Annotated in this window: 20 protein-coding genes and 1 pseudogene; 7 read left to right on the top strand and 14 right to left on the bottom strand. The window is 61.0% G+C overall.

The features are described 5' to 3' along the window. Positions 1 to 16: 16 nt before the first annotated feature. From ACM5SV_RS17600 to ACM5SV_RS17580, 5 genes are all read right to left on the bottom strand, one after another. On the bottom strand, positions 17 to 901 hold the full coding sequence (locus ACM5SV_RS17600; RefSeq protein ID WP_012757071.1) for a hypothetical protein: 885 nt from the start codon (positions 899 to 901) through the stop codon (positions 17 to 19). A gap of 71 nt (positions 902 to 972) precedes the next feature. Next, a complete protein-coding gene (locus ACM5SV_RS17595) occupies positions 973 to 1287 on the bottom strand; it encodes a hypothetical protein (protein WP_012757070.1) in 315 nt (104 codons plus the stop codon). 121 nt (positions 1288 to 1408) lie between these two features. Next, positions 1409 to 1990, bottom strand: coding sequence for a BA14K family protein (locus tag ACM5SV_RS17590; RefSeq protein WP_221974948.1), 582 nt, complete (start codon positions 1988 to 1990; stop codon positions 1409 to 1411). Continuing rightward, entirely contained in the window at positions 1987 to 2154 is a 168-nt protein-coding gene (locus ACM5SV_RS17585; protein ID WP_012757068.1) for a hypothetical protein, read from the bottom strand. Before ACM5SV_RS17585 ends, ACM5SV_RS17590 begins: the two co-directional genes overlap by 4 nt. A gap of 158 nt (positions 2155 to 2312) precedes the next feature. Further along, positions 2313 to 2711: a DUF1236 domain-containing protein gene (locus ACM5SV_RS17580; protein WP_113545418.1), complete on the bottom strand. Its 399-nt coding sequence runs from the start codon at positions 2709 to 2711 to the stop codon at positions 2313 to 2315. Positions 2712 to 3009: 298 nt separating this feature from the next. Between ACM5SV_RS17580 and ACM5SV_RS17575 the strand changes: the two genes are divergently transcribed. Continuing rightward, positions 3010 to 3276, top strand: a complete 267-nt coding sequence (locus tag ACM5SV_RS17575) for a hypothetical protein (RefSeq protein WP_012757066.1) — start codon at positions 3010 to 3012, stop codon at positions 3274 to 3276. A gap of 73 nt (positions 3277 to 3349) precedes the next feature. Here the strand turns inward: ACM5SV_RS17575 and ACM5SV_RS17570 are convergent. Further along, a pseudogene (locus tag ACM5SV_RS17570) lies at positions 3350 to 3493 on the bottom strand (ubiquinone biosynthesis methyltransferase UbiE); the annotation flags it as partial. 175 nt (positions 3494 to 3668) lie between these two features. Here ACM5SV_RS17570 and ACM5SV_RS17565 point away from each other — a divergent pair. From ACM5SV_RS17565 to ACM5SV_RS17555, 3 genes are all read left to right on the top strand, one after another. Continuing rightward, positions 3669 to 3845 carry a hypothetical protein gene (locus tag ACM5SV_RS17565; protein ID WP_164902301.1) on the top strand — a complete coding sequence of 59 codons (177 nt, stop codon included), beginning with the start codon at positions 3669 to 3671 and terminating at the stop codon, positions 3843 to 3845. A gap of 62 nt (positions 3846 to 3907) precedes the next feature. Further along, the gene (locus ACM5SV_RS17560) at positions 3908 to 5296 is read left to right on the top strand and encodes a sensor histidine kinase (protein WP_222015683.1); all 1389 of its coding nucleotides are present in this window, start codon (positions 3908 to 3910) and stop codon (positions 5294 to 5296) included. A 2-nt stretch (positions 5297 to 5298) separates the two neighbouring features. Further along, positions 5299 to 5922: a response regulator gene (locus ACM5SV_RS17555; RefSeq protein WP_012757062.1), complete on the top strand. Its 624-nt coding sequence runs from the start codon at positions 5299 to 5301 to the stop codon at positions 5920 to 5922. A gap of 27 nt (positions 5923 to 5949) precedes the next feature. Here ACM5SV_RS17555 and ACM5SV_RS17550 read toward each other — a convergent pair whose 3' ends face one another. Then, entirely contained in the window at positions 5950 to 6456 is a 507-nt protein-coding gene (locus tag ACM5SV_RS17550) for a hypothetical protein (protein ID WP_012757061.1), read from the bottom strand. Positions 6457 to 6672: 216 nt separating this feature from the next. Here ACM5SV_RS17550 and ACM5SV_RS17545 point away from each other — a divergent pair, with 216 nt between their 5' ends. The 3 genes from ACM5SV_RS17545 to ACM5SV_RS17535 all read left to right on the top strand — a co-directional run bounded on the left by ACM5SV_RS17545 (position 6673) and on the right by ACM5SV_RS17535 (position 8422). Further along, a complete protein-coding gene (locus ACM5SV_RS17545) occupies positions 6673 to 7170 on the top strand; it encodes a hypothetical protein (RefSeq protein WP_222015816.1) in 498 nt (165 codons plus the stop codon). Between the two features lie 169 nt (positions 7171 to 7339). Then, positions 7340 to 8134, top strand: coding sequence for an exodeoxyribonuclease III (gene xth, locus ACM5SV_RS17540; protein WP_222015681.1), 795 nt, complete (start codon positions 7340 to 7342; stop codon positions 8132 to 8134). A 105-nt stretch (positions 8135 to 8239) separates the two neighbouring features. Further along, positions 8240 to 8422: a hypothetical protein gene (locus ACM5SV_RS17535; RefSeq protein ID WP_012757058.1), complete on the top strand. Its 183-nt coding sequence runs from the start codon at positions 8240 to 8242 to the stop codon at positions 8420 to 8422. A 45-nt stretch (positions 8423 to 8467) separates the two neighbouring features. On the opposite strand, the gene ACM5SV_RS17530 is transcribed toward ACM5SV_RS17535, so the two are convergent. The 7 genes from ACM5SV_RS17530 to ACM5SV_RS17500 form a co-directional block, all read right to left on the bottom strand. Beyond that, positions 8468 to 10552 carry an FAD-binding protein gene (locus ACM5SV_RS17530; protein ID WP_222015680.1) on the bottom strand — a complete coding sequence of 695 codons (2085 nt, stop codon included), beginning with the start codon at positions 10550 to 10552 and terminating at the stop codon, positions 8468 to 8470. Between the two features lie 6 nt (positions 10553 to 10558). After that, on the bottom strand, positions 10559 to 11728 hold the full coding sequence (locus ACM5SV_RS17525) for a Gfo/Idh/MocA family protein (protein WP_222015679.1): 1170 nt from the start codon (positions 11726 to 11728) through the stop codon (positions 10559 to 10561). Positions 11729 to 11752: 24 nt separating this feature from the next. Further along, on the bottom strand, positions 11753 to 13408 hold the full coding sequence (locus ACM5SV_RS17520; protein WP_419425340.1) for a GMC family oxidoreductase: 1656 nt from the start codon (positions 13406 to 13408) through the stop codon (positions 11753 to 11755). A 9-nt stretch (positions 13409 to 13417) separates the two neighbouring features. Next, positions 13418 to 14956 (bottom strand): GMC oxidoreductase, encoded by a 1539-nt coding sequence (locus ACM5SV_RS17515; protein ID WP_222015677.1) that lies wholly within the window; start codon positions 14954 to 14956, stop codon positions 13418 to 13420. 15 nt (positions 14957 to 14971) lie between these two features. Next, on the bottom strand, positions 14972 to 16087 hold the full coding sequence (locus ACM5SV_RS17510; protein WP_012759100.1) for an ABC transporter ATP-binding protein: 1116 nt from the start codon (positions 16085 to 16087) through the stop codon (positions 14972 to 14974). 3 nt (positions 16088 to 16090) lie between these two features. Then, positions 16091 to 17035 (bottom strand): carbohydrate ABC transporter permease, encoded by a 945-nt coding sequence (locus tag ACM5SV_RS17505; protein ID WP_419425339.1) that lies wholly within the window; start codon positions 17033 to 17035, stop codon positions 16091 to 16093. Next, a partial coding sequence (locus ACM5SV_RS17500; protein ID WP_419425338.1) for a carbohydrate ABC transporter permease occupies positions 17032 to 17501 on the bottom strand: 470 nt, incomplete at its 5' end. The genes ACM5SV_RS17505 and ACM5SV_RS17500, both read right to left, overlap by 4 nt.

The following is a 17501-nucleotide window of genomic DNA, read 5'->3' as shown; positions in this document are numbered from 1 at the left end:
CTACGGCAAGCAGCGCTCACGGCGTCTTCGCGTATTTCCTGGCTTCGCGCGATCTTGCCGTGCGACGGGCCGGCCTCAATTCCTCGATCGTCGGCAGCCACCACTCGGCGTTTTGAATCGGAAGCATTTTCGCGGGCCAGGTGCGGACGAGTTCTTCGAATGTGGGCGGCCGCCAATATCCCCAGACGTGATCCTCAGTAATGCCGGGATAGACGTCCACAACGACGTCCGGGTCGACCAGTTCGCCTGAGATTTCGGTAAAGACGACGATTCCATAGGCGATGACCACAGGACGTCCTATCGGCGGCAGGTCGTCGCTTCGAAGCGGGTAACGATGACGCTTTCGTTCCGCAGAGCGGAGCTTGCTGCGTATATCCTGTTCGGTCCCCTTCCGCTCCTCGGCTCGACGTCGTCTCTCCTCCGGCTCGTTTCTGCGAGCCGCCGCCTCGATATCAGACCATCTGCGTCGGAGTTCCTCATAGGACCGAAAGGGAACGTGCCATATCCTGAGATCGCCGTCCCACCGTGAGAATGGCACTTCGCGCAATTCGTCGACGACGGTCTTCGAGTACGGCGTGCGGATTCGAAAGCCTGCCTTGCCGAGTTCAAGATATGGACTGTCGATGGGATCGAAGACGAAGGCGTCGCGTCCCTTCGCATCCGCATGGGCGTCGGCTTCGGCCTCGATCTCGGCAAGCCATCGTCCGATGCGGCGGGACGCCGTCCGTCCGGGAACGAACCACGCCTTTCGGGCATCACTCCAGCGGGCCCGGGGGAAGCGGCTTCGGAATTGCTCGACAGTCATCCTGTCGTAAGGGAAGGAAATGTCCGCGCCCGGCTTCGCATCGTCTTCGTCGGACGGCGCCTCGTCGTGATCAGCGGCGGATTTCCTTTCTGTCATGGAAGGAGAACGCTGGCGCGAAGGGATCGGTTTCCGGTGAGGCGCCAGTTTGGCCACCGCTGGCGACCCTTTCAGTGAATTGTCTTCGATCGCTTCTCGGCATGCGAAATGTCATCGAGCGTCGCAATCAGCTTTTCGAACTCGTTCAAGACCCGATGGAACTCGGCGTCCTGCATGTTGGCGATTTCCGATATCGTCGAGGACACGGACGCAATCAGCCTGTCGATCCAAACACAGTGCTCGGCCGGCACATGTCCGAGAACCTCCCGACGATGCGTCTTCAACTCGCGGAGGATGCGAACGATAAGGGTTCCCCTGTCCGCTCGGCTCAAGAGCGGAAGCCTTGTCTGCGCCTGCTGGATTTCCGTTATCAGCGCCGTCGCCATCCCTGATCTCCAACACTTTAGTACAACCGGGTATCACAACCGCAGCGTTCGAAACACGGACTTAAGTCCGATTCGCCAGCGTGGTGCAGCATCATCCGCACCGCGCGACCACCGCCGATAATCAATTGCTCGTCGCAACGAGATCCGACATGTCACAGCTGCGCCGCGGTCCTTCCCATGGTTGATACGTATTGTCTTCCGGTCGATACGAGTTGTAGCGAGCGGCGCACCGGGCTGCCGCCTGTGCATTCACTTTCGTACCGACGCCTTCACCGGCCTCCGCGACAGTCCGCTGGAACGGCGAAGCGCATTCGCGGGTCTCGCCGCTATAGGCCCGATAGCTGTTGGTCGCGGGATCGAAAGAGCGGTAGCGGTTTGCACACCAGCTAAGATGCGAGGCCGAAAGTCTGGGCTGCGGTGTCTGAAGTTCGGCGCGCGGGCGAGCCGAATCCGGCCTCGCCGCTGACGCCACGCTGGCCGACGCCTCGGTCACATAGCTGGAATAGAGAGGCGCAATTCGTTCATAGTGCTGCTGCCGAGGATCGACTTTCACCGGCGTCGTCGTCCATAGATCGGGCGCTGCGAGCTCCTTGAAGGCGTGAGGCTCGGAATCCGCCACGACATAGGATGCGACAGATGCGGCAGCGACGCAGACCCCGACCGAGCTTAAGATGCCAAAGGCAACCGATGCGATGGCTTTCATCGTCCCGACCCCTGCTGTTGAGCCTGTGGAATCCAGACGCGGCCGGCGGCACTGCTATGTCGGCCGCCGGTGGCGACAAGCACGGCGAGAATGCCGGCGATTGCCAGCAGGATGGCGATCAGCGGCACGGCCAGACCACGGGATTTCTCTTCGGAATAGATCATGTTCCTCTCCTCGTTGGCGCTCCGGCGGCGGAGTCGCCGCCGGGGCATCGGCTGTTTTTGGCCGCACGACGACGCTGCCGTCGGTCGTGCGGCGGTTCCCAGACTTGAGCGATGATTTCCGGATGGAGGACGCGGCGGAGGCCGCGTGTAGGATCAGATCACTTGATAACCTGGATCACCTTGCGGGACGACGGTTCGACGATGACACGTTCATCATTGACGACCGCGTAAGCATAGGTCGGGTCATCCGGAATAGGCGTCACGACAACCGTCTCCGGCAGGGGCTGGCCGACGACAACCTTCTCCTTCATGACCACGCGCGCCGATGGTGCCGGAGCCTCGCGGACATAGGTGACGACCTTTTGCGGCGGCGGATCGATCGCAGTACCCACGACTGCGCCGGCAACGCCGCCGACAGCAGCGCCAACGGGGCCGCCGACGATCGCCCCAGTGATCGCGCCACCCGCCGCACCGTTGACGGTCGAGGACTGGGCGAATGCGATGCCCGACATCAGGGTCGCGGCAGTTGCCGCACCGACGATAAGCTTGGAGATCATTTTCTCCTCCTTCTGTTTCGAGGCGGCCTTCGTGACCGCTGGCAAACCAACTAGCTGGAGGCGCGGTCGTTCCACGGCCCGGACTTCAGTCTGATAGACCCCGGCCTTTGGTCCCAAACCCATGTCAATGCCCGTCGCCGGCGCTACTTCAGGATCGAAGACCCCACATACGGGCTTACAGCGCCACGCGTCTTTTCAGACGCGTAAAGGACGCTGTAACACTTTGAATTACTGCATAATTTATCCTTAAATCGATGCCGTTCTGAGGAATTATACAGGAGGCAGGAGACTGAAGGAGATGGCACGATCCAACCGCCGGGAAGCTGGACGCCGGCGCCTGGCGATGCGTTTGCCGCATATGCGGACGCTGATCATGGCAGCGTGCGACCCGTTGCAGCTCGAGCTCTTCGAGGCCTACCAGATGGCAGTCGAAGCGCGCGACACACTTCGAGGACGACCATCCAATTCGAACCTCGTACGGGAATACGACGAGACCTGCTTCGAGATCGAGCAGCACGTCATCCGCGCGATGCAAGAACCTTCCTACACGCAGCGCACGAGCTGAATCCCTGCGCCGTCACACCTTGGCGGACAGAGCTTTGGAATTCCATTTGAAAAATCGCGCGATTGGTCCGCTAGCGCTCGGCGACGATCGCCAACTCCGAGGCATAGGGCTCGAAGGGGATCGGCACGAGAAGGCTATCGTAAAATTCGGCGACGCCTTCCTCGAACGGCTTGAGAGAAGCGATAGATGCGGCGCGGGCGCTGCCTTCGATGTCCATGGAAATCGTCACTCACAAGCCTCCAAACCCAAGTCGGTCGGTCAGGAAATATGCCTGAATCTGCTGATGTCTACGGGGGTCAGACCTTGGTCCCAACCTCCTCCGACCGAAGTCCCTGAGGTGGAACGCGCATCGGACTCGCGCCGTTTCGAACGATACGGAAGGAGATCTGAACATGAACCAGAGTCATAGATCCCGAGTGAATGGCGCCTGTAACGCGTCCGTCTTCGCACTAGTCATCGTTCTGGCCGCCCTTCTCTACATCTTCGGCGCAGCCATATCAGGCGACACCGTCGGGTTGACCCAAAGCATAAGAGGCGCCGAGGTGTTCGACACCAGGAATGTGCCCTGATGCTGTTTGGAAAACCCTAAAGACGCGGTAGGTTAATCGGGCAGTCTCTTACCGGTATCAAAATGAATTGGCTTCGCCGCTGGAATGCCCGCTCACTCGCCTCCCAGTTCTTTATCGCGGGTGGGCTCATTTCGATCGCCGCCATGTTCGTGGTGGGCTTTTTTGTAAGCCACCTGATCGAGGAGACCGTCATCCACAATTCGGGCGCGGCGACGGCGCTTTATGTGGACAGCGTGATCGCGCCGCTACTTCCCAATATGCAAACCGAGTCACTGCTGGACGATGCGAGTGCCCAGGCTCTGGACGAGACGCTCGGTCAGGGTGCACTCGGCAAACGCCTTGTTTCGTTCAAGCTGTGGCGAAACGACGGCACCATCCTCTATTCGAACGAGAAGGAGCTGGTGGGCAAGACGTTTGCGGTCAGCGACAAGCTGCAAAGGGCATTCGCAGGATCTCTCGTCGCGCGCTACGAAATCGCCAGCGATCCGGAAAGCGACAAGGAGCGCGCGCTCGGCAAGCCGCTGATGGAGATCTATAATCCTGTGCTCCAGCCATGGTCCGGACAGGCGGTCGCCGTCCTTGAGTTCTACGAGACAGCAGAAGGACTGGGCGATAGTCTGGCGCATGCCAGGCTCCGGAGCTGGGGCGCCGTCGCCGCTCTGACGGCGACCTTTTTCCTTGTTCTCTCCGTTCTGGTGTTCCGGGGTAGCCGCACGATCGAGGCGCAGCGCAAGGATCTCAACGAACGCGTCACCGAACTGTCTGCGCTGCTGGCGGAAAACCGTGGACTCCAGCGTCGTCTGCAGCGCGCCTCCCAGCGGGCGGCAGCGCTGAACGAAACATATTTGCGCAGCATCGGTGCAGATCTGCATGACGGTCCAGCCCAGCACATTGCCTATGCCTCACTGCGCCTGGACAGCGACGTGTTGATCAATGCCTCCACCCAGCCCGAAGCGCGCGAAAAGGAGCTTACCTGGATACGTTCGAGCCTTGCCGAGGCGATGACGGAAATCCGCAATATCTGCAGCGGACTGGTGCTTCCGCAGATCGAAAAATCCTCAATCACCGAGATCGTCACGCGGGTCGTCGACGCGCATCGGCACAAGACCGAAAGCCATGTGGAAACGATTGTCGACGAAGATGGACCGGACCTTCCTCCCGCCGTGAAAATCTGTATCTATCGCTTCGTTCAGGAAGCCTTGAACAACGCTTATCGCCACGGCGGCGGCGTTCAGCAGGCGGTCAGGGCCGTCTCGCACAAGGGTCATGTCCGTGTCGAGGTCAGCGATCGCGGCGACGGCTTCGATCCGACGGAGGTGAGGCCAACGAGCCTTGGCCTCGTGGGGTTGCGGGAGCGCATCGACAGCCTGGGAGGATCCTTCGACATCAAGACAGGCGAAGGAGGAACGACCGTGACCATGATCTTCGAGCCAATGGAAGTAGGAGAGTAGAGATGACATCAATCACCATCGGCGTCGTGGACGATCATCCGCTTTTTCGCGAGGGTGTAACGCGTAGCCTGTCGGAGATCAGCGGCTTTGTCGTCGTTGGTGAGGGAGCCAGCAGCGACGACGCGGCGATGATCGCCTCGGACAACCACCCCGACATCATGCTTCTCGACGTCTCGATGCCCGGCGGCGGGCTGTCTGCGGTCAGTGACGTCCTGGCGCGGAGCCCCACAACGAAAGTGCTGATGTTGACGGTATCGGAGGAGGTGGACACATTGCTGGGAGCTCTGCAACGGGGCGCGATGGGTTATGTTCTGAAAGGTGTCGGTTCGCGTGGCCTCGCCGAAGCAATCCAGACCGTCCTGCGTGGCTCGCGATATATCTCGCCGACGATGTCGGCAAAAGTCATGGAGAATTCGCTGAATGGCGGAACCTCCGACAAGAACAGTCTGACGCCCCGGGAACGCGAGGTGATGGATCTTGTCGCCCAAGGCCTGTCAAACAAGCATATCGGCTTGCGCCTCAGCCTGCAGGAAAAGACCGTGAAACACCATATGACTCAGATTCTGAGCAAGCTTGGCGCCTCGAACAGGACTGAAGCGGCTCTACAATGGCGGGAACGGCGCTGAAAGATATTGTCGCCCGACGATCACGCTTCAGCGAAGAAAGCGGCTCAGCCGGCGGGCATCGTTGGCCGTCGCCTGTCGATTTATGATCGTCCGGCCCTTCGAGTCCTTCATAATGTAGCGACCGCGCTGCAGGACTTCAGTGATACCATTCGAATGACGGACGTCGATCGAGCCATCGGACGCAGCTGTCGCTCTCGCTCCCGATCCTGCTGACGACCCGGTGCTAGAGGAGGAGGAGGAGGAGGAGGAGGAGGACCCTCCGCCGCCGGAGGAATTCCCACCGGAGGAGTTCCCGGAACCGCTGTTGCCGTTGCCGCCACCGTTGCCATTCCCTCCCCCATTGCCATTGCCGTTGCCGCCGCCGTTGCCATTCCCTCCACCATTCCCGTTGTTGCCGTCCTTTGCCTGCGCAAAGTCCACTGCCAGAACAGGAAGGGAACCGCCAAAATTCAAACTGGCTGGTGATGCGGCAGCGACGAGGGCGACCGCGGCGCTGCCGCCCAATCTCAGAAAATCGCGTTTCCGGATACTCATGCCATAGCCTCGTTCGTCCGTTCCCGGCCGTTTCCCATACAATATATGACGTATGAGATTTCTCGCTGTTCCTCGTAAAGAATGCAACCGACCTAGGTAGTAGGGCCGGCAAGACTTTGGTCCGGCGTGACCCGATTGCAATGCTCGGAAGCATTTCTATGGAACTTCTTTCCCTGTCGTCGCTTTGATTGTCGAAGTGCAACAGAGGAAACCCCAATGGCAAATCCGAACGACTCCCCTGCAGTCCAGTCGATGCGAAAAGAGCAGGCAGAGCAGCGAAACCGGGCCCAAAAAGGCGAACTCGACAAAGCAATCGAGGATACCTTTCCGGCGTCCGACCCGGTGTCAGCCACCCACACCTCCATTCCTGCCGGCCGCAGCAACGTCGAGGCGGCCGAGCGTGTGAAGCGTGAGCCAGATCCCACCAGGCTGGACGAGGAGTTTCCGCTCGTCGATCAAGCCCTGCGCGCGAGCGGCGAAACCGCACACCCCTCAGAGAGATTTGATGTCGATCGCGAAGAAATGCGCGCGCTTCAGAAAGAAGCCGGTCGGATGGCGGAATCTGCTTCGGAGCTGGCTTCTGGAACAGCCCGCCTGGCAAAGGCGGAAGCTCGCACATTCGTCCATGACCTCGAGGATCGCATACGCCGGCAGCCGCTGACAGCCGCAGCGATCGTCGCCGGCATCGCCTTCGTCTTCGGCGCGACGCGTTGAGGAGCCAAGTGACAGTCGGCTCGCTCGATCACCCCGAGAGGATTCGACCGGCGGACCATTACGGTGTAGAGAGCCGCCTCCATTGGGACGATTGCGGGCTCAGATTTCCTGAGGACGAAACTCAGGAGCGCTTCTAGAGCCCGTCCGTGCTTCGACTTCCGAGGGCATCGTGAAAATCGCAACCTACAATGTCAACGGGATCAATGGGCGACTGGACATCCTGCTGCGCTGGCTCAAGGAGGATGTCCCTGATGTAGTCTGCCTCCAGGAACTGAAGACAGACGATGCCGGGTTTCCGCGAAAGGAGATCGAACGGGCCGGCTACGGCGCCATCTGGCACGGGCAGAGATCCTGGAACGGGGTGGCCATCCTGGCGAAAGGCAAGACACCGATCCTGACGCGTCGCGGTCTTCCCGGCGATCCCGATGATACCCATAGCCGCTATATCGAAGCTGCCGTCGACGGCATTCTGGTCGGATGCCTGTATCTTCCCAACGGCAATCCGTTCCCGGGAGCGAAGTTCGAGTACAAGCTTCGCTGGTTCCGTCGCCTGCAGGACTGCGCCGCCGAACTCCTGGAGCTCGGGGTGCCTTCGATCCTGGCCGGCGACTTCAACGTCATGCCGACGGAGATCGACGTCTACAAGCCTGAACGCTGGCTGGACGACGCCCTCTTCAGGCCGGAAGTGCGCAAGGCCTATGCTCATCTCGTCGCTCAGGGCTGGACCGATGCGGTCAGGCATTTGCATCCAGAGGAGCGGATCTACACCTTCTGGAAATACTGGCGGAACAGCTTCGAACGTGACGCAGGGCTTCGGATCGACCACTTCCTGCTCAGTCCGGCAGTCGCCCCGTTGCTTCGATCGGCAACCGTCCGGAAAAAACCGCGCGGCTGGGAGCATACGAGCGACCACGCGCCCGTCATGATCGAGCTCGACGTTTCCGAAGCTGGAGCCGATATATAAGCCGCAGGCCGCTCGCGAGCGAGGGAACCTGTCACGTCGCCGAGAGTTAGCCCAAAAGCGCGGGACGGCATTTGCCCCGCAATTTTCCAACCGGACGCAACCGCTATGGACGAAAGCAAGAACTACCTGAACACCGACGAGATCCAGGCCGACGACCAATTGTCGCCGAAGCCGGTCGAAGGCAAGGATCCGCCAAGGCGGGTGCGCAGAAGCGAGGAAGCTATCGCCGAAGGCTCTGACGACACCGAGCGCGTCCGAGTTCCGCCCCCGGTTTCGAATCCCGATTGATCAGCCGCACGGCTCCGTCTCGAAGTGACGCCTACCGGCATCGCCTCATTTGTCCGCGCCCAGATCGTAGATGCGGCCTGTCAACCAGGCTGGCCAGTCTCGCTCGAAGAAGGACTTGGCGCTTTCATCCAGCATGCGGTTCGGACGGGTTGAAAGCCTGATCTCATCGCCATCAAGCCGAACGACGATCTGTTCCTTGCGATGCGCCTCGCGTTCCTTCCGAAAACGATAATCCTGCAACGGCCCTGAACGCGCCAGCGGAAGGGATTCGCCTTCGGCATCGCATATCGCCCGCGCGCCACGGCTGCCGCCTCCATTGCGAATGAAGAAATCAAGCGCGCTGAGCACGGCTTCCGACACGAGCGCCATATGCCGCCATTGCACACCTCGAACGGCCTCCGCTGCGCGACCGTAGGCAATGCCGTTCGCATGGATTTCAGCGTTCAGTTTGCGCGCTTCGATCAAGGCCCGGCCTACGCTTTCTTGATCACAGATGATGCCAGCCTTTTCGCTCATTCGCGCCTGCACTTGCGAACGGATCGATTTGACGGTGAGCGGGCTCTCGGTCCGAAGGACGGCACGGAGGTCGGCGATGCCCGCCTCTGCGATATCGGCGATGTCATCTCCTGCCGACCGCTTTGCCCTGCCGCTCGCGCTGATGTGCTCTGCCGCGCGCGTACCGAAGACTTGCCCGGCATTGAGCGCCGCTCCACCCGGCCGCGTCACGCCGTGTGTGCCCGATGCTTCTCCGACAGCGTAACAGCCGCCGAGACTGCTGCGGCCCCAGGTATCGACCATGATGCCGCCGTTCATGTGCTGGTTGTTGACGGCAAATTCCAGCGGCTCCTCGGCGATATCGATCTTGTAGCGGCGGTAGAGCTCGATCGCGAGCGGGTTCATATGCTTCAATCGATCGATCGGCATGTCCTGGTCGGCGCCGGCCTTGCCGAGATAGTTGCGGACGTCTTCGTCAAGTCTCTCCAGACTGAATGGCAGGTCGCCCGGCACGGATAGGGGATTGCGATTGAAGTCCATAAAGACGCGCCGCCCTGCGGCGGTTTCGCTGGAGATGGCAAGGTCTACCAGGCTTGAGCCGAAATCGAGCATGCGCGTCGCGTGAAATGGCCATTGATAGCCCTTGCGAAAGACGTTCGAAGCCAGCTCCTGCGTGCTGCGGTAGTATTCTGCCAGGAAATGGTGCTCGGCGCCCTCGGTATCGAGCGAGTAGATATGCGGGATCGCCTGGACGTATGTGCCCGACAGATTCCATGGGAACCCTTCCCTGCGTGTTCCGATACCAAACTGGCTTTCGGTCAGGTTGACGAGCTCGACGCCTGCCTCGAGCGCCAATCCGAGAGAGCCGAAGCAGCCGTTGGGATAAACGCTGTCGCGATATAGTTCACCCGGCCCGCCGGCGGCGAGCACAATCACGCCACTGACGAACAGCGCGATGCCCAGCGGGTTCTCCTCCGTGCGGTCGCTGGCGCGCATGGCGAGTATTCCGACAACATGGCGGTCATCGCCATCGCCCTCGGTGAGGATCTTTACCGCGGTGGTCTGGTTGTAAAACGGCACTCCGAGCCGGATCGCCTCCTCAGCCAGCACCTTGACCATCAGGCGCGATGTGCGCGGGCCACAACTGGTGGCGCGGCCGACCTCGTCATGGTCGGTCTGATATCTGAGCGTCCCGCCAAGCGGATCCTGAGGCAGCGGCAGACCTAAGAACTGGAGCGATGCCATCATCCGGGACGATCCCACAGCCTCGACATACGCGGTGTCCTCGTCCATTGCGCCGCCGCTGCGGATGGCTCGGGCCATCGCCTTGTAATTGTCGCCCTGATCGGCAGTGTTTGCAGTGTGAAGGGTCTGTTTGTCGGATCCAGAACAGGCCGAGGTTCCACCCCACGCGCTTTGGCTGATAATGACGACGTCGTCGCCGCGCCGCTTCATTTCCACCGCCGCACGCAGACCTGCCGCGCCGGATCCGACGACGACGCAACCAGCCCGATAGACCGGCACCTCGAGGCCGGCGAGCCGGACCACGTCGAAAGGGGCGGGCTCGGTTGGGAGCCGCGGCATGTCGACATCGGTCAGTGCGTCAAGAATTTCCTGCGGAACGTCTATGGTCATCGGCGTTCAACCCAGCGGGATGTCGACCCAGCGTTTTTGCCGGGAGGACTCCATGCATGCGTCGACGATCTGGCAGATGTGGTGGCCGGTATCGAATGTCGGCCACATCGGCCTGTTTGCAACAATCGAGCGGATCACCTCGGCCACCTCGATGATCTTGCTTTCATTGTAGCCCAGACCGAAATTCGGCAGAGGAAGGAAAGCCCTGAAGGTGGGATTTTCAGGACCCACGTCGATCTCCCGAAAGCCGCGCCGCCCCGTCCGGTCGTCGTTGGAATAGAAGCGCAGCCGGTTTATCTCGTCATAGCTATAGGCGATGCTGCCTTTCGTTCCATAGATTTCGTAGGTCTGCATGAACTTGCGGCCGGTCGCGACACGGCTGAAATCGACGATCCCGCCGGCACCGTTCTCGAACCGGCACAACAGGTTCGTGGCATCGGGGTTGGTGACATCAGCCCAGGACTCGTTGCCTGACAGTTTCATCTGTTCGCCATAGGCAAGGCCCTCGACGACAGGCCGACGCGGCGTCACGATGAGATTGTCGGCAATCAGGGAACTGACTCGCCCGACCAGGAAATCCATGAAGCTGAAGATGTGCGAGCCGGTATCACCGACGATCCCGGTCGGCGCGAGCTTTCCGTCGGCCCGCCACATGAAGGGCGCGTTTGGATCGCCATACATGTCGACGTGCTGGCAGCCCCGGAAGAGCTTGATCTCGCCGATTTCGCCGGATTGAATGATATCTTTCGCCAGATCATGGACGGGATTCCGGGGAAAGGCGTGTCCGACTCGGGTAATGACACCCTTTTCCCTGGCGATGTCGGCCAGTTCCCGCGCTTCGGCGGCGGTGTTTGCCAATGGCTTTTCGCAATAGACATGTTTGCCGGCCAGCAAGGCCGCCTTGGCCACCTGGTAATGAAGGTGGTCGGGCAGGCAGATATCGATCAGATCGACCTCAGGATCAGCGACCGCCAGATTCCAATCCTGAAGAATTTTTGCACCCGGCGCCCTGTGGGAAAGATCCCCGGCTGCCTTGGAGGGACCTTCGACTAGAGCGACCATCCGTGCCGTGCCGTCCGACACTCCGAAGAAATGCGGAAAGGTCTGATAAGCCATCGTGTGGACCTTTCCCATCCAACCCGAGGCGCCAAGCACTGCAACTCTGACTTCAGACATTGTCGTCTCTCCTCTCGACATGGCCTACCGGATTTCGGTGCGGGCCCGAGGCCTCGCATCGTTGCGTTCGTAGGCAAAGATGGTGGGGGCAAGTGCCGGCAAGCCCCGGATGAGGTCCGATCCTTTTTCGCCGACCATGATCGTCGGAGCGTTGGTATTGCATGACGGGACGCGCGGCATGACGGATGAATCGCAGACCCTGAGGCCTTCCAGGCCATGGACCTTGAGATCAAGCCCGACAACCGCGTCGGGTCCCGCTCCCATCTTGCAGGTGCCGACCGGATGATGGTCGGTCTTTGCGTTGGCGCAGCCGTAGTCGAAAAGCTGCTCGTCGGTCATCACCTTCGGTCCAGGAAGTCTTTCGGCCATGACATAGGGCTTCAGCGCCGCCTGCTGCATGATCTCGCGCGCGAGCTTGAGCCCTTCCAGGGACATCGTCCTGTCGTGGGGATCGGACCAGTAGTTGGGGTCGATCAATGGAGAGGCGGCCGGATCGGAGGATGACAGACGCACCGTCCCCCGCGACCGCGGATGCAGATAGGCGGAGTTAAGGGTCACGCCGGCATTCTTGAGCCGTTCGACACCCGCTTCGATGCCCGAACCCAGGCCGAGGTGGAACTGGATATCAGGCGAACGGGCTTCAGGATCTGCGTACCAGAAGCCGCCGGTCTCGAAGAGCGACGAGGCGACAGGACCGGTCCGGAACAGGACATATTGAATCCCGGCCCAAAGTGTCCGGTGGAGTTTTGCAACACCGTCATAAGTGTGATCGCCCGTGCATTCAGCGATGACGAAAAGATCCAGGTGATCCTGGAGGTTGCCGCCGACACCCGGCAGATCGTGAAGCACCTTGACGCCCACCGACCGCAGATGGTTGGCCGGTCCTATGCCGGACTGCAAAAGCAGCTTCGGCGATCCAATGGCGCCGGAGGAAATCAATACTTCGCGTTCGGCGCGCACGACCTCCAAGCCGCGCGAGGTCACGATCTCGACGCCCGTCGCACGGCCTCCCTCCAGGACAATACGCGCGACGCGCGCGCCCGTCCGGACCGTCAGGTTCTTGCGGTCCTTGATCGGCGAGAGATAAGCGAGCGAAGCCGACGACCGGCGGCGGTTGCGCTGCGTCAGCTGATAAAATCCCACGCCCGCCTGCTGGCGTCCGTTGAAGTCGTGATTATAGGGAATGCCGAGCTCCTGCCCTGCACGAATATAGGCGTCACAGATCGGCAGCGGCGCAGCAGGCAGCGAGACGCCGAGCGGACCACCATAGGCGTGGTAGTCATCGGCGAAACGCTGGTTGTCCTCCGCACGTTTGAAATAGGGAAGAATCGAACGATAGTCCCAGCCCTCGCAACCGTCTTCGCGAGCCCAGAGGTCATAATCCGCCGCATTTCCGCGCGTATAGAGCTGTGCGTTGATGGACGAGCCGCCACCGATGACTTTCGCCTGCGTATAACGAAGCACGCGGCCTTTCATGTGTTTCTGGGGAACGGTTTCCCATCCCCAGCTGGCGACGCCTTTGGTCATCTTGGCGAAGCCCGCGGGCATGTGAAAAAGAGGATTCCAGTCGCCTCCACCCGCCTCGAGCAGGAGTACGCTGACATCGGGATCTTCGCTCAGCCGATTTGCAAGCACGCATCCTGCAGGGCCGGCGCCGGTGATGATATAGTCGAAACCCATCTTACTGTCCTATTTTGTCCGTTCGGTCTGCCAGCGCGTGTCTGATGCCTGCAAGTCCTTCGATGCGATGTGATCTGCCACTCTCAGCGCCTGGGCGGCGATAGTGAGCGCAGGATTCACCGCGGCCGATGTGGGGAGGAAACTGGCGTCGACGACGAAGAGATTTTCGTGATCATAAGACCGGCAATACGCGTCGAGCGGCGCAGCCCCGGGATCGTTTCCGATGCGGATCGTTCCGCACTGATGGGAGGGCGTGCGCTTGTCGAAGGGCCTCGCCAGCACGATCGGAAACCCAATCGACTTCAAAATCGCCTTCAGCCTGGCGACAAGCGCGAGATGAGAGTCCCAGTTGGTTCGCTGCCATTGGAGAATAATCCGATCTCCATCCACCATGACGCGGCTTTCGGGATGGGGAACGTCCTCGCTCATCGCGTAGAAGTCGATGGCATGGCCGGTGATGAAGCGCAGAAGCCACTCCGGAGCCTGAGGCAGAGAGCCCTTTAGAACTCTCTCGGAGATGCGCCCCAGGAGCTGGACGTTGCCGAGGGGCGGTCCTCCCTCCCCATCCGAGAGATAGAAGTCGTTGAAGGCAAACGTCTTCTGGTAGATGGAGGTATTCCTGAACCGCGGTGAGACCCCGATGACGGCGGACGCATTGTGGTTCATGAAGTTGCGGCCCACTTGGTCGGAAGAGTTCGCCAGCCCTCTTGGGAAATGGTCGTTTTTCGAACGTAGCAAAAGCACGGACGACTGCACCGCCCCGGCAGAAAGGATCACGGTCTCAGGCAAAACGGCCACCGTCTGCCCGTTCTTGACGTAGATCACCCGGTCGATCCGGCTCCCCGCTCCCGTGTCGAGCCTCGTCACGCGCGCATTGGTTTCGAGCCGGACGTTCTCGTGTCTCAGCGCCACTGCGAGGGCTGCGGTCTCGGCGTCCATCTTGCCGTCGCGGGCGTTGGGATGCGCATCCCATGGCGTGGGTGCTTTGGAGAGCCAGGCGTCGAGGTCGAGGCCGAGCGGCAGGGAAAACGGATGCAGGCCTTTCTGCTTGAGGCGCGCCCTGATATCGGCGATCGGCGCCTCGTCCGGGACGGGCGGGTACTCGTAGGCAGCCGAGTGGTGCGGTTCGGTGGGATCTTCACCCAGACTGCCGCGAACCTGATACATGCGTTCCGCCTTGCAGTACCACGGCTCCAGGGCTTCATACGGAAACGGCCAGGCCGGCGACACGCCCTCCCGGTGCTGGATGACGTCGAAATCTTGCTTGCGATAACGTGACAGCACGGCGCCGTAGAATTTCGAATTCCCGCCGACATTGTAGTAGTTGCCGGGATTGAAGCCGTTGCCGTTTGCCTCGTACCAGGTTTCCTTCGGTCGAAAATGTCCCCGCTGGAAGATCGCGCGTTGGTCGCGGTTGACCGGAAGATCGGCGATCTGATCGCCGGCTTCGAGGATCAATATCTGCGCGCCGGTCATGGCCAGGCCGGCTGCGACCGTGGCGCCGCCGACGCCTGAACCGATGATGACGATGTCAGGTGAACCGCTCATGTTAGCACCTGGCCCTCACCCGATCCTGAGCTGGCTACTGGGATCGAAGAAGACGGCCTTATCGAGATTGAATGCGAGGCGGGTGTTTTGTCCTGGAGCGATGCCGGTATCGGCGCGCAGGCGGGCGACGACGGATTTACCGCCGAGCTTGGTGACGGCGAAGGTGTCGGAGCCGGCCGGTTCCACCACCTCGATCAGGCAATCGCCCTCGGTCAGCGAGCGCGCCTTGCGGTCGGCGCCATCGGGATCGGTCAAGGCCTCCGGCCGGATGCCGAAGATCACCTGTCTGCCGGTATAGGCGGTCAGGCCGTCATTGCCTGAGATGACGGGCAGTCGGAGCGGGGCGGCATTCGGCCGCTCCAGCGAGACTTCGAGGCCGCCGGCGCCGTTTTCGACGGTGGCGTTGAGCAGGTTCATCGCCGGCGATCCCATGAAATCGGCGACGAAGATGTTGGACGGGCTGTTATAGATCTCGGCCGGCGTGCCGAACTGCTGCAGCACGCCATCCTTCAGTACGGCGATCTTGGTCGCCAGCGTCATCGCCTCGATCTGGTCGTGGGTGACATAGACGAAGGTGGTGCCCATGCGCTGATGCAGCCGCTTGATCTCGGTGCGCATGTCGACGCGCAGCTTGGCGTCGAGATTGGAGAGCGGTTCGTCGAACAGGAAGACCTGCGGATTGCGCACCAGCGCCCTTCCCATGGCGACACGCTGGCGCTGGCCGCCGGAGAGCTGGCTCGGCTTGCGGTCGAGCAGATGGCCGATCTGCAGCATGTCGGAGACTTGGGCGATCGCCCTGGCGCGCTCCTCCTTCGGCACACCGCGGATCTCCATGCCGAAGGCGATGTTGCCCGCCACCGTCATGTTCGGATAGAGCGCATAGGACTGGAACACCATGGCGATGTCGCGCTTGGAGGGATGCAGACCGCTGATGTCGCGCCCGTCGATCTTGATATCGCCTGAGGTGATCGTCTCCAGCCCGGCAATGGTGTTGAGCAGGGTGGACTTGCCGCAGCCGGATGGGCCGACCAGCACGAGAAAGCCGCCCTTTTCGAGTTCGAGGTCGATCCCCTTGAGAATGTCGACGGCGCCGAAGCGCTTTTTGAGACCGGAGATTTCGAGGAAGGCCATGGATTACCCTTTGACAGCGCCCGCCATCAGACCGCGCACGAAGTAGCGGCCGGCGAGGATATAGACGATGAGCGTCGGCACGGCGGCGATCATCGCCGCCGCCATGTTGACATTGTATTCGACGACGCCCGTCGAGGTGTTGACGACATTGTTCAGCGCCACCGTCATCGGCATGGTGTCACCGGTGCCGGCATAGGCCGAGGCAAACAGGAAGTCGTTCCAGATATTGGTGAACTGGTAGATCACCGTGACGACGATGATCGGCAGCGAGTTCGGCAGCATGATGCGGCGGAAGATCTGGAAGAAGCTGGCGCCATCGACCTGGGCGGCCCTGACCAGCTCGGTCGGAAAGGCCTCGTAGAAATTGCGGAAGAACAGCGTCGTGAAGCCGAGGCCATAGACGACATGCACGAAGACCAGATTGACCGTCGGATTGCCGAAGCCAAAGTTGAAGCCCGTGGCGTTCTGCAGCGTCATGCCGAAGCGGCCGAGACTGCCGAGGATCGTTGCCATCGGCAGCAGCACCGACTGGAACGGGATGAAGCAGGCAAACAGCATCAGCCCGAACACCAGCGTGTGGCCGGGAAAGCGCCATTTGGTCAGCACATAGCCGTTCAGCGCCCCCATGATGGTGGAGATCGCCACCGCCGGCACCACCATCTTGATCGAGTTCCAGAAGTAGCCCTTGATGCCGGCGCAGGTCAGCCCGACGCAGGTCTCGCCCCAGGCCTTGATCCAGGGGTCGAAGGTCGGCGATTGCGGCAGCGCCAGCATGTTGCCGTTCTGGATCTCGTCCATGGTCTTGAACGAGGTCGTCAGCATGACGAAGAGCGGCATCAGGTAGAGGACGGCGAAGATCAGCAGCAGGCCGTAGATGACGGTGCGGCCGATCCAGCGGGTGTTGGTGCTGTTCTGCGAGATTGCTGTCGGAGGGGTCACGCTGCTCATCGCGCCTTCTCCTTCAGTTCGGAATAGAGATAGGGAACGATGATCGCCGAGATCGTCATCAGCATGATGATGGCGCTGGCCGAGCCGACGGCCATCTCGTTGCGCTTGAAGGTGTATTCATACATGAAGTTGGACGGCAGCCAGGCCGAGCCGCCGGGGCCGCCGGAGGTCAGCGCCACCACCAGGTCATAGGACTTGATCGCCATATGGGCGAGCACGATGAAGGCGGAGAGAAAGATCGGCCGCAGCAGCGGAATGACGATGCGCCGATAGAGCTGGAAGGCAGAGGCGCCATCGATCTGCGCTGCCTTCATGATCTCGCCGTCGATGCCGCGCAGGCCCGCCAGGAACATCGCCATGACGAAGCCCGACGCCTGCCAGACGCCGGCGATGACGACGGTGTAGATGACGAAGTCCTTGTTCTTGATCCAGTCGAAGTGGAAGCTCGTCCAGCCGAAGTGGTGCA

The organism is Rhizobium sp. CRRU65 (assembly GCF_048551595.1).
GTDB lineage: Bacteria > Pseudomonadota > Alphaproteobacteria > Rhizobiales > Rhizobiaceae > Rhizobium > Rhizobium leguminosarum_J.
Note: the sequence above shows the minus strand (reverse complement) of the source record. Positions and strands in the feature narration are given on the sequence as shown.

Bases quoted from the DNA above. Each gene is read 5' to 3' on its own strand.
- ACM5SV_RS17505 (WP_419425339.1), bottom strand. From the start codon at position 17,035: ATGAGCAGCGTGACCCCTCCGACAGCAATCTCGCAGAACAGCACCAAC.
- ACM5SV_RS17535 (WP_012757058.1), top strand. From the start codon at position 8,240: ATGGACGAAAGCAAGAACTACCTGAACACCGACGAGATCCAGGCCGAC.
- ACM5SV_RS17530 (WP_222015680.1), bottom strand. From the start codon at position 10,552: ATGACCATAGACGTTCCGCAGGAAATTCTTGACGCACTGACCGATGTC.
- ACM5SV_RS17510 (WP_012759100.1), bottom strand. From the start codon at position 16,087: ATGGCCTTCCTCGAAATCTCCGGTCTCAAAAAGCGCTTCGGCGCCGTC.
- ACM5SV_RS17580 (WP_113545418.1), bottom strand. From the start codon at position 2,711: ATGATCTCCAAGCTTATCGTCGGTGCGGCAACTGCCGCGACCCTGATG.
- ACM5SV_RS17515 (WP_222015677.1), bottom strand. From the start codon at position 14,956: ATGAGCGGTTCACCTGACATCGTCATCATCGGTTCAGGCGTCGGCGGC.
- ACM5SV_RS17590 (WP_221974948.1), bottom strand. From the start codon at position 1,990: ATGAAAGCCATCGCATCGGTTGCCTTTGGCATCTTAAGCTCGGTCGGG.
- ACM5SV_RS17560 (WP_222015683.1), top strand. From the start codon at position 3,908: ATGAATTGGCTTCGCCGCTGGAATGCCCGCTCACTCGCCTCCCAGTTC.
- ACM5SV_RS17595 (WP_012757070.1), bottom strand. From the start codon at position 1,287: ATGGCGACGGCGCTGATAACGGAAATCCAGCAGGCGCAGACAAGGCTT.
- ACM5SV_RS17550 (WP_012757061.1), bottom strand. From the start codon at position 6,456: ATGAGTATCCGGAAACGCGATTTTCTGAGATTGGGCGGCAGCGCCGCG.
- ACM5SV_RS17520 (WP_419425340.1), bottom strand. From the start codon at position 13,408: ATGGGTTTCGACTATATCATCACCGGCGCCGGCCCTGCAGGATGCGTG.
- ACM5SV_RS17525 (WP_222015679.1), bottom strand. From the start codon at position 11,728: ATGTCTGAAGTCAGAGTTGCAGTGCTTGGCGCCTCGGGTTGGATGGGA.
- ACM5SV_RS17600 (WP_012757071.1), bottom strand. From the start codon at position 901: ATGACAGAAAGGAAATCCGCCGCTGATCACGACGAGGCGCCGTCCGAC.
- ACM5SV_RS17575 (WP_012757066.1), top strand. From the start codon at position 3,010: ATGGCACGATCCAACCGCCGGGAAGCTGGACGCCGGCGCCTGGCGATG.
- ACM5SV_RS17545 (WP_222015816.1), top strand. From the start codon at position 6,673: ATGGCAAATCCGAACGACTCCCCTGCAGTCCAGTCGATGCGAAAAGAG.
- ACM5SV_RS17565 (WP_164902301.1), top strand. From the start codon at position 3,669: ATGAACCAGAGTCATAGATCCCGAGTGAATGGCGCCTGTAACGCGTCC.
- ACM5SV_RS17585 (WP_012757068.1), bottom strand. From the start codon at position 2,154: ATGATCTATTCCGAAGAGAAATCCCGTGGTCTGGCCGTGCCGCTGATC.
- ACM5SV_RS17555 (WP_012757062.1), top strand. From the start codon at position 5,299: ATGACATCAATCACCATCGGCGTCGTGGACGATCATCCGCTTTTTCGC.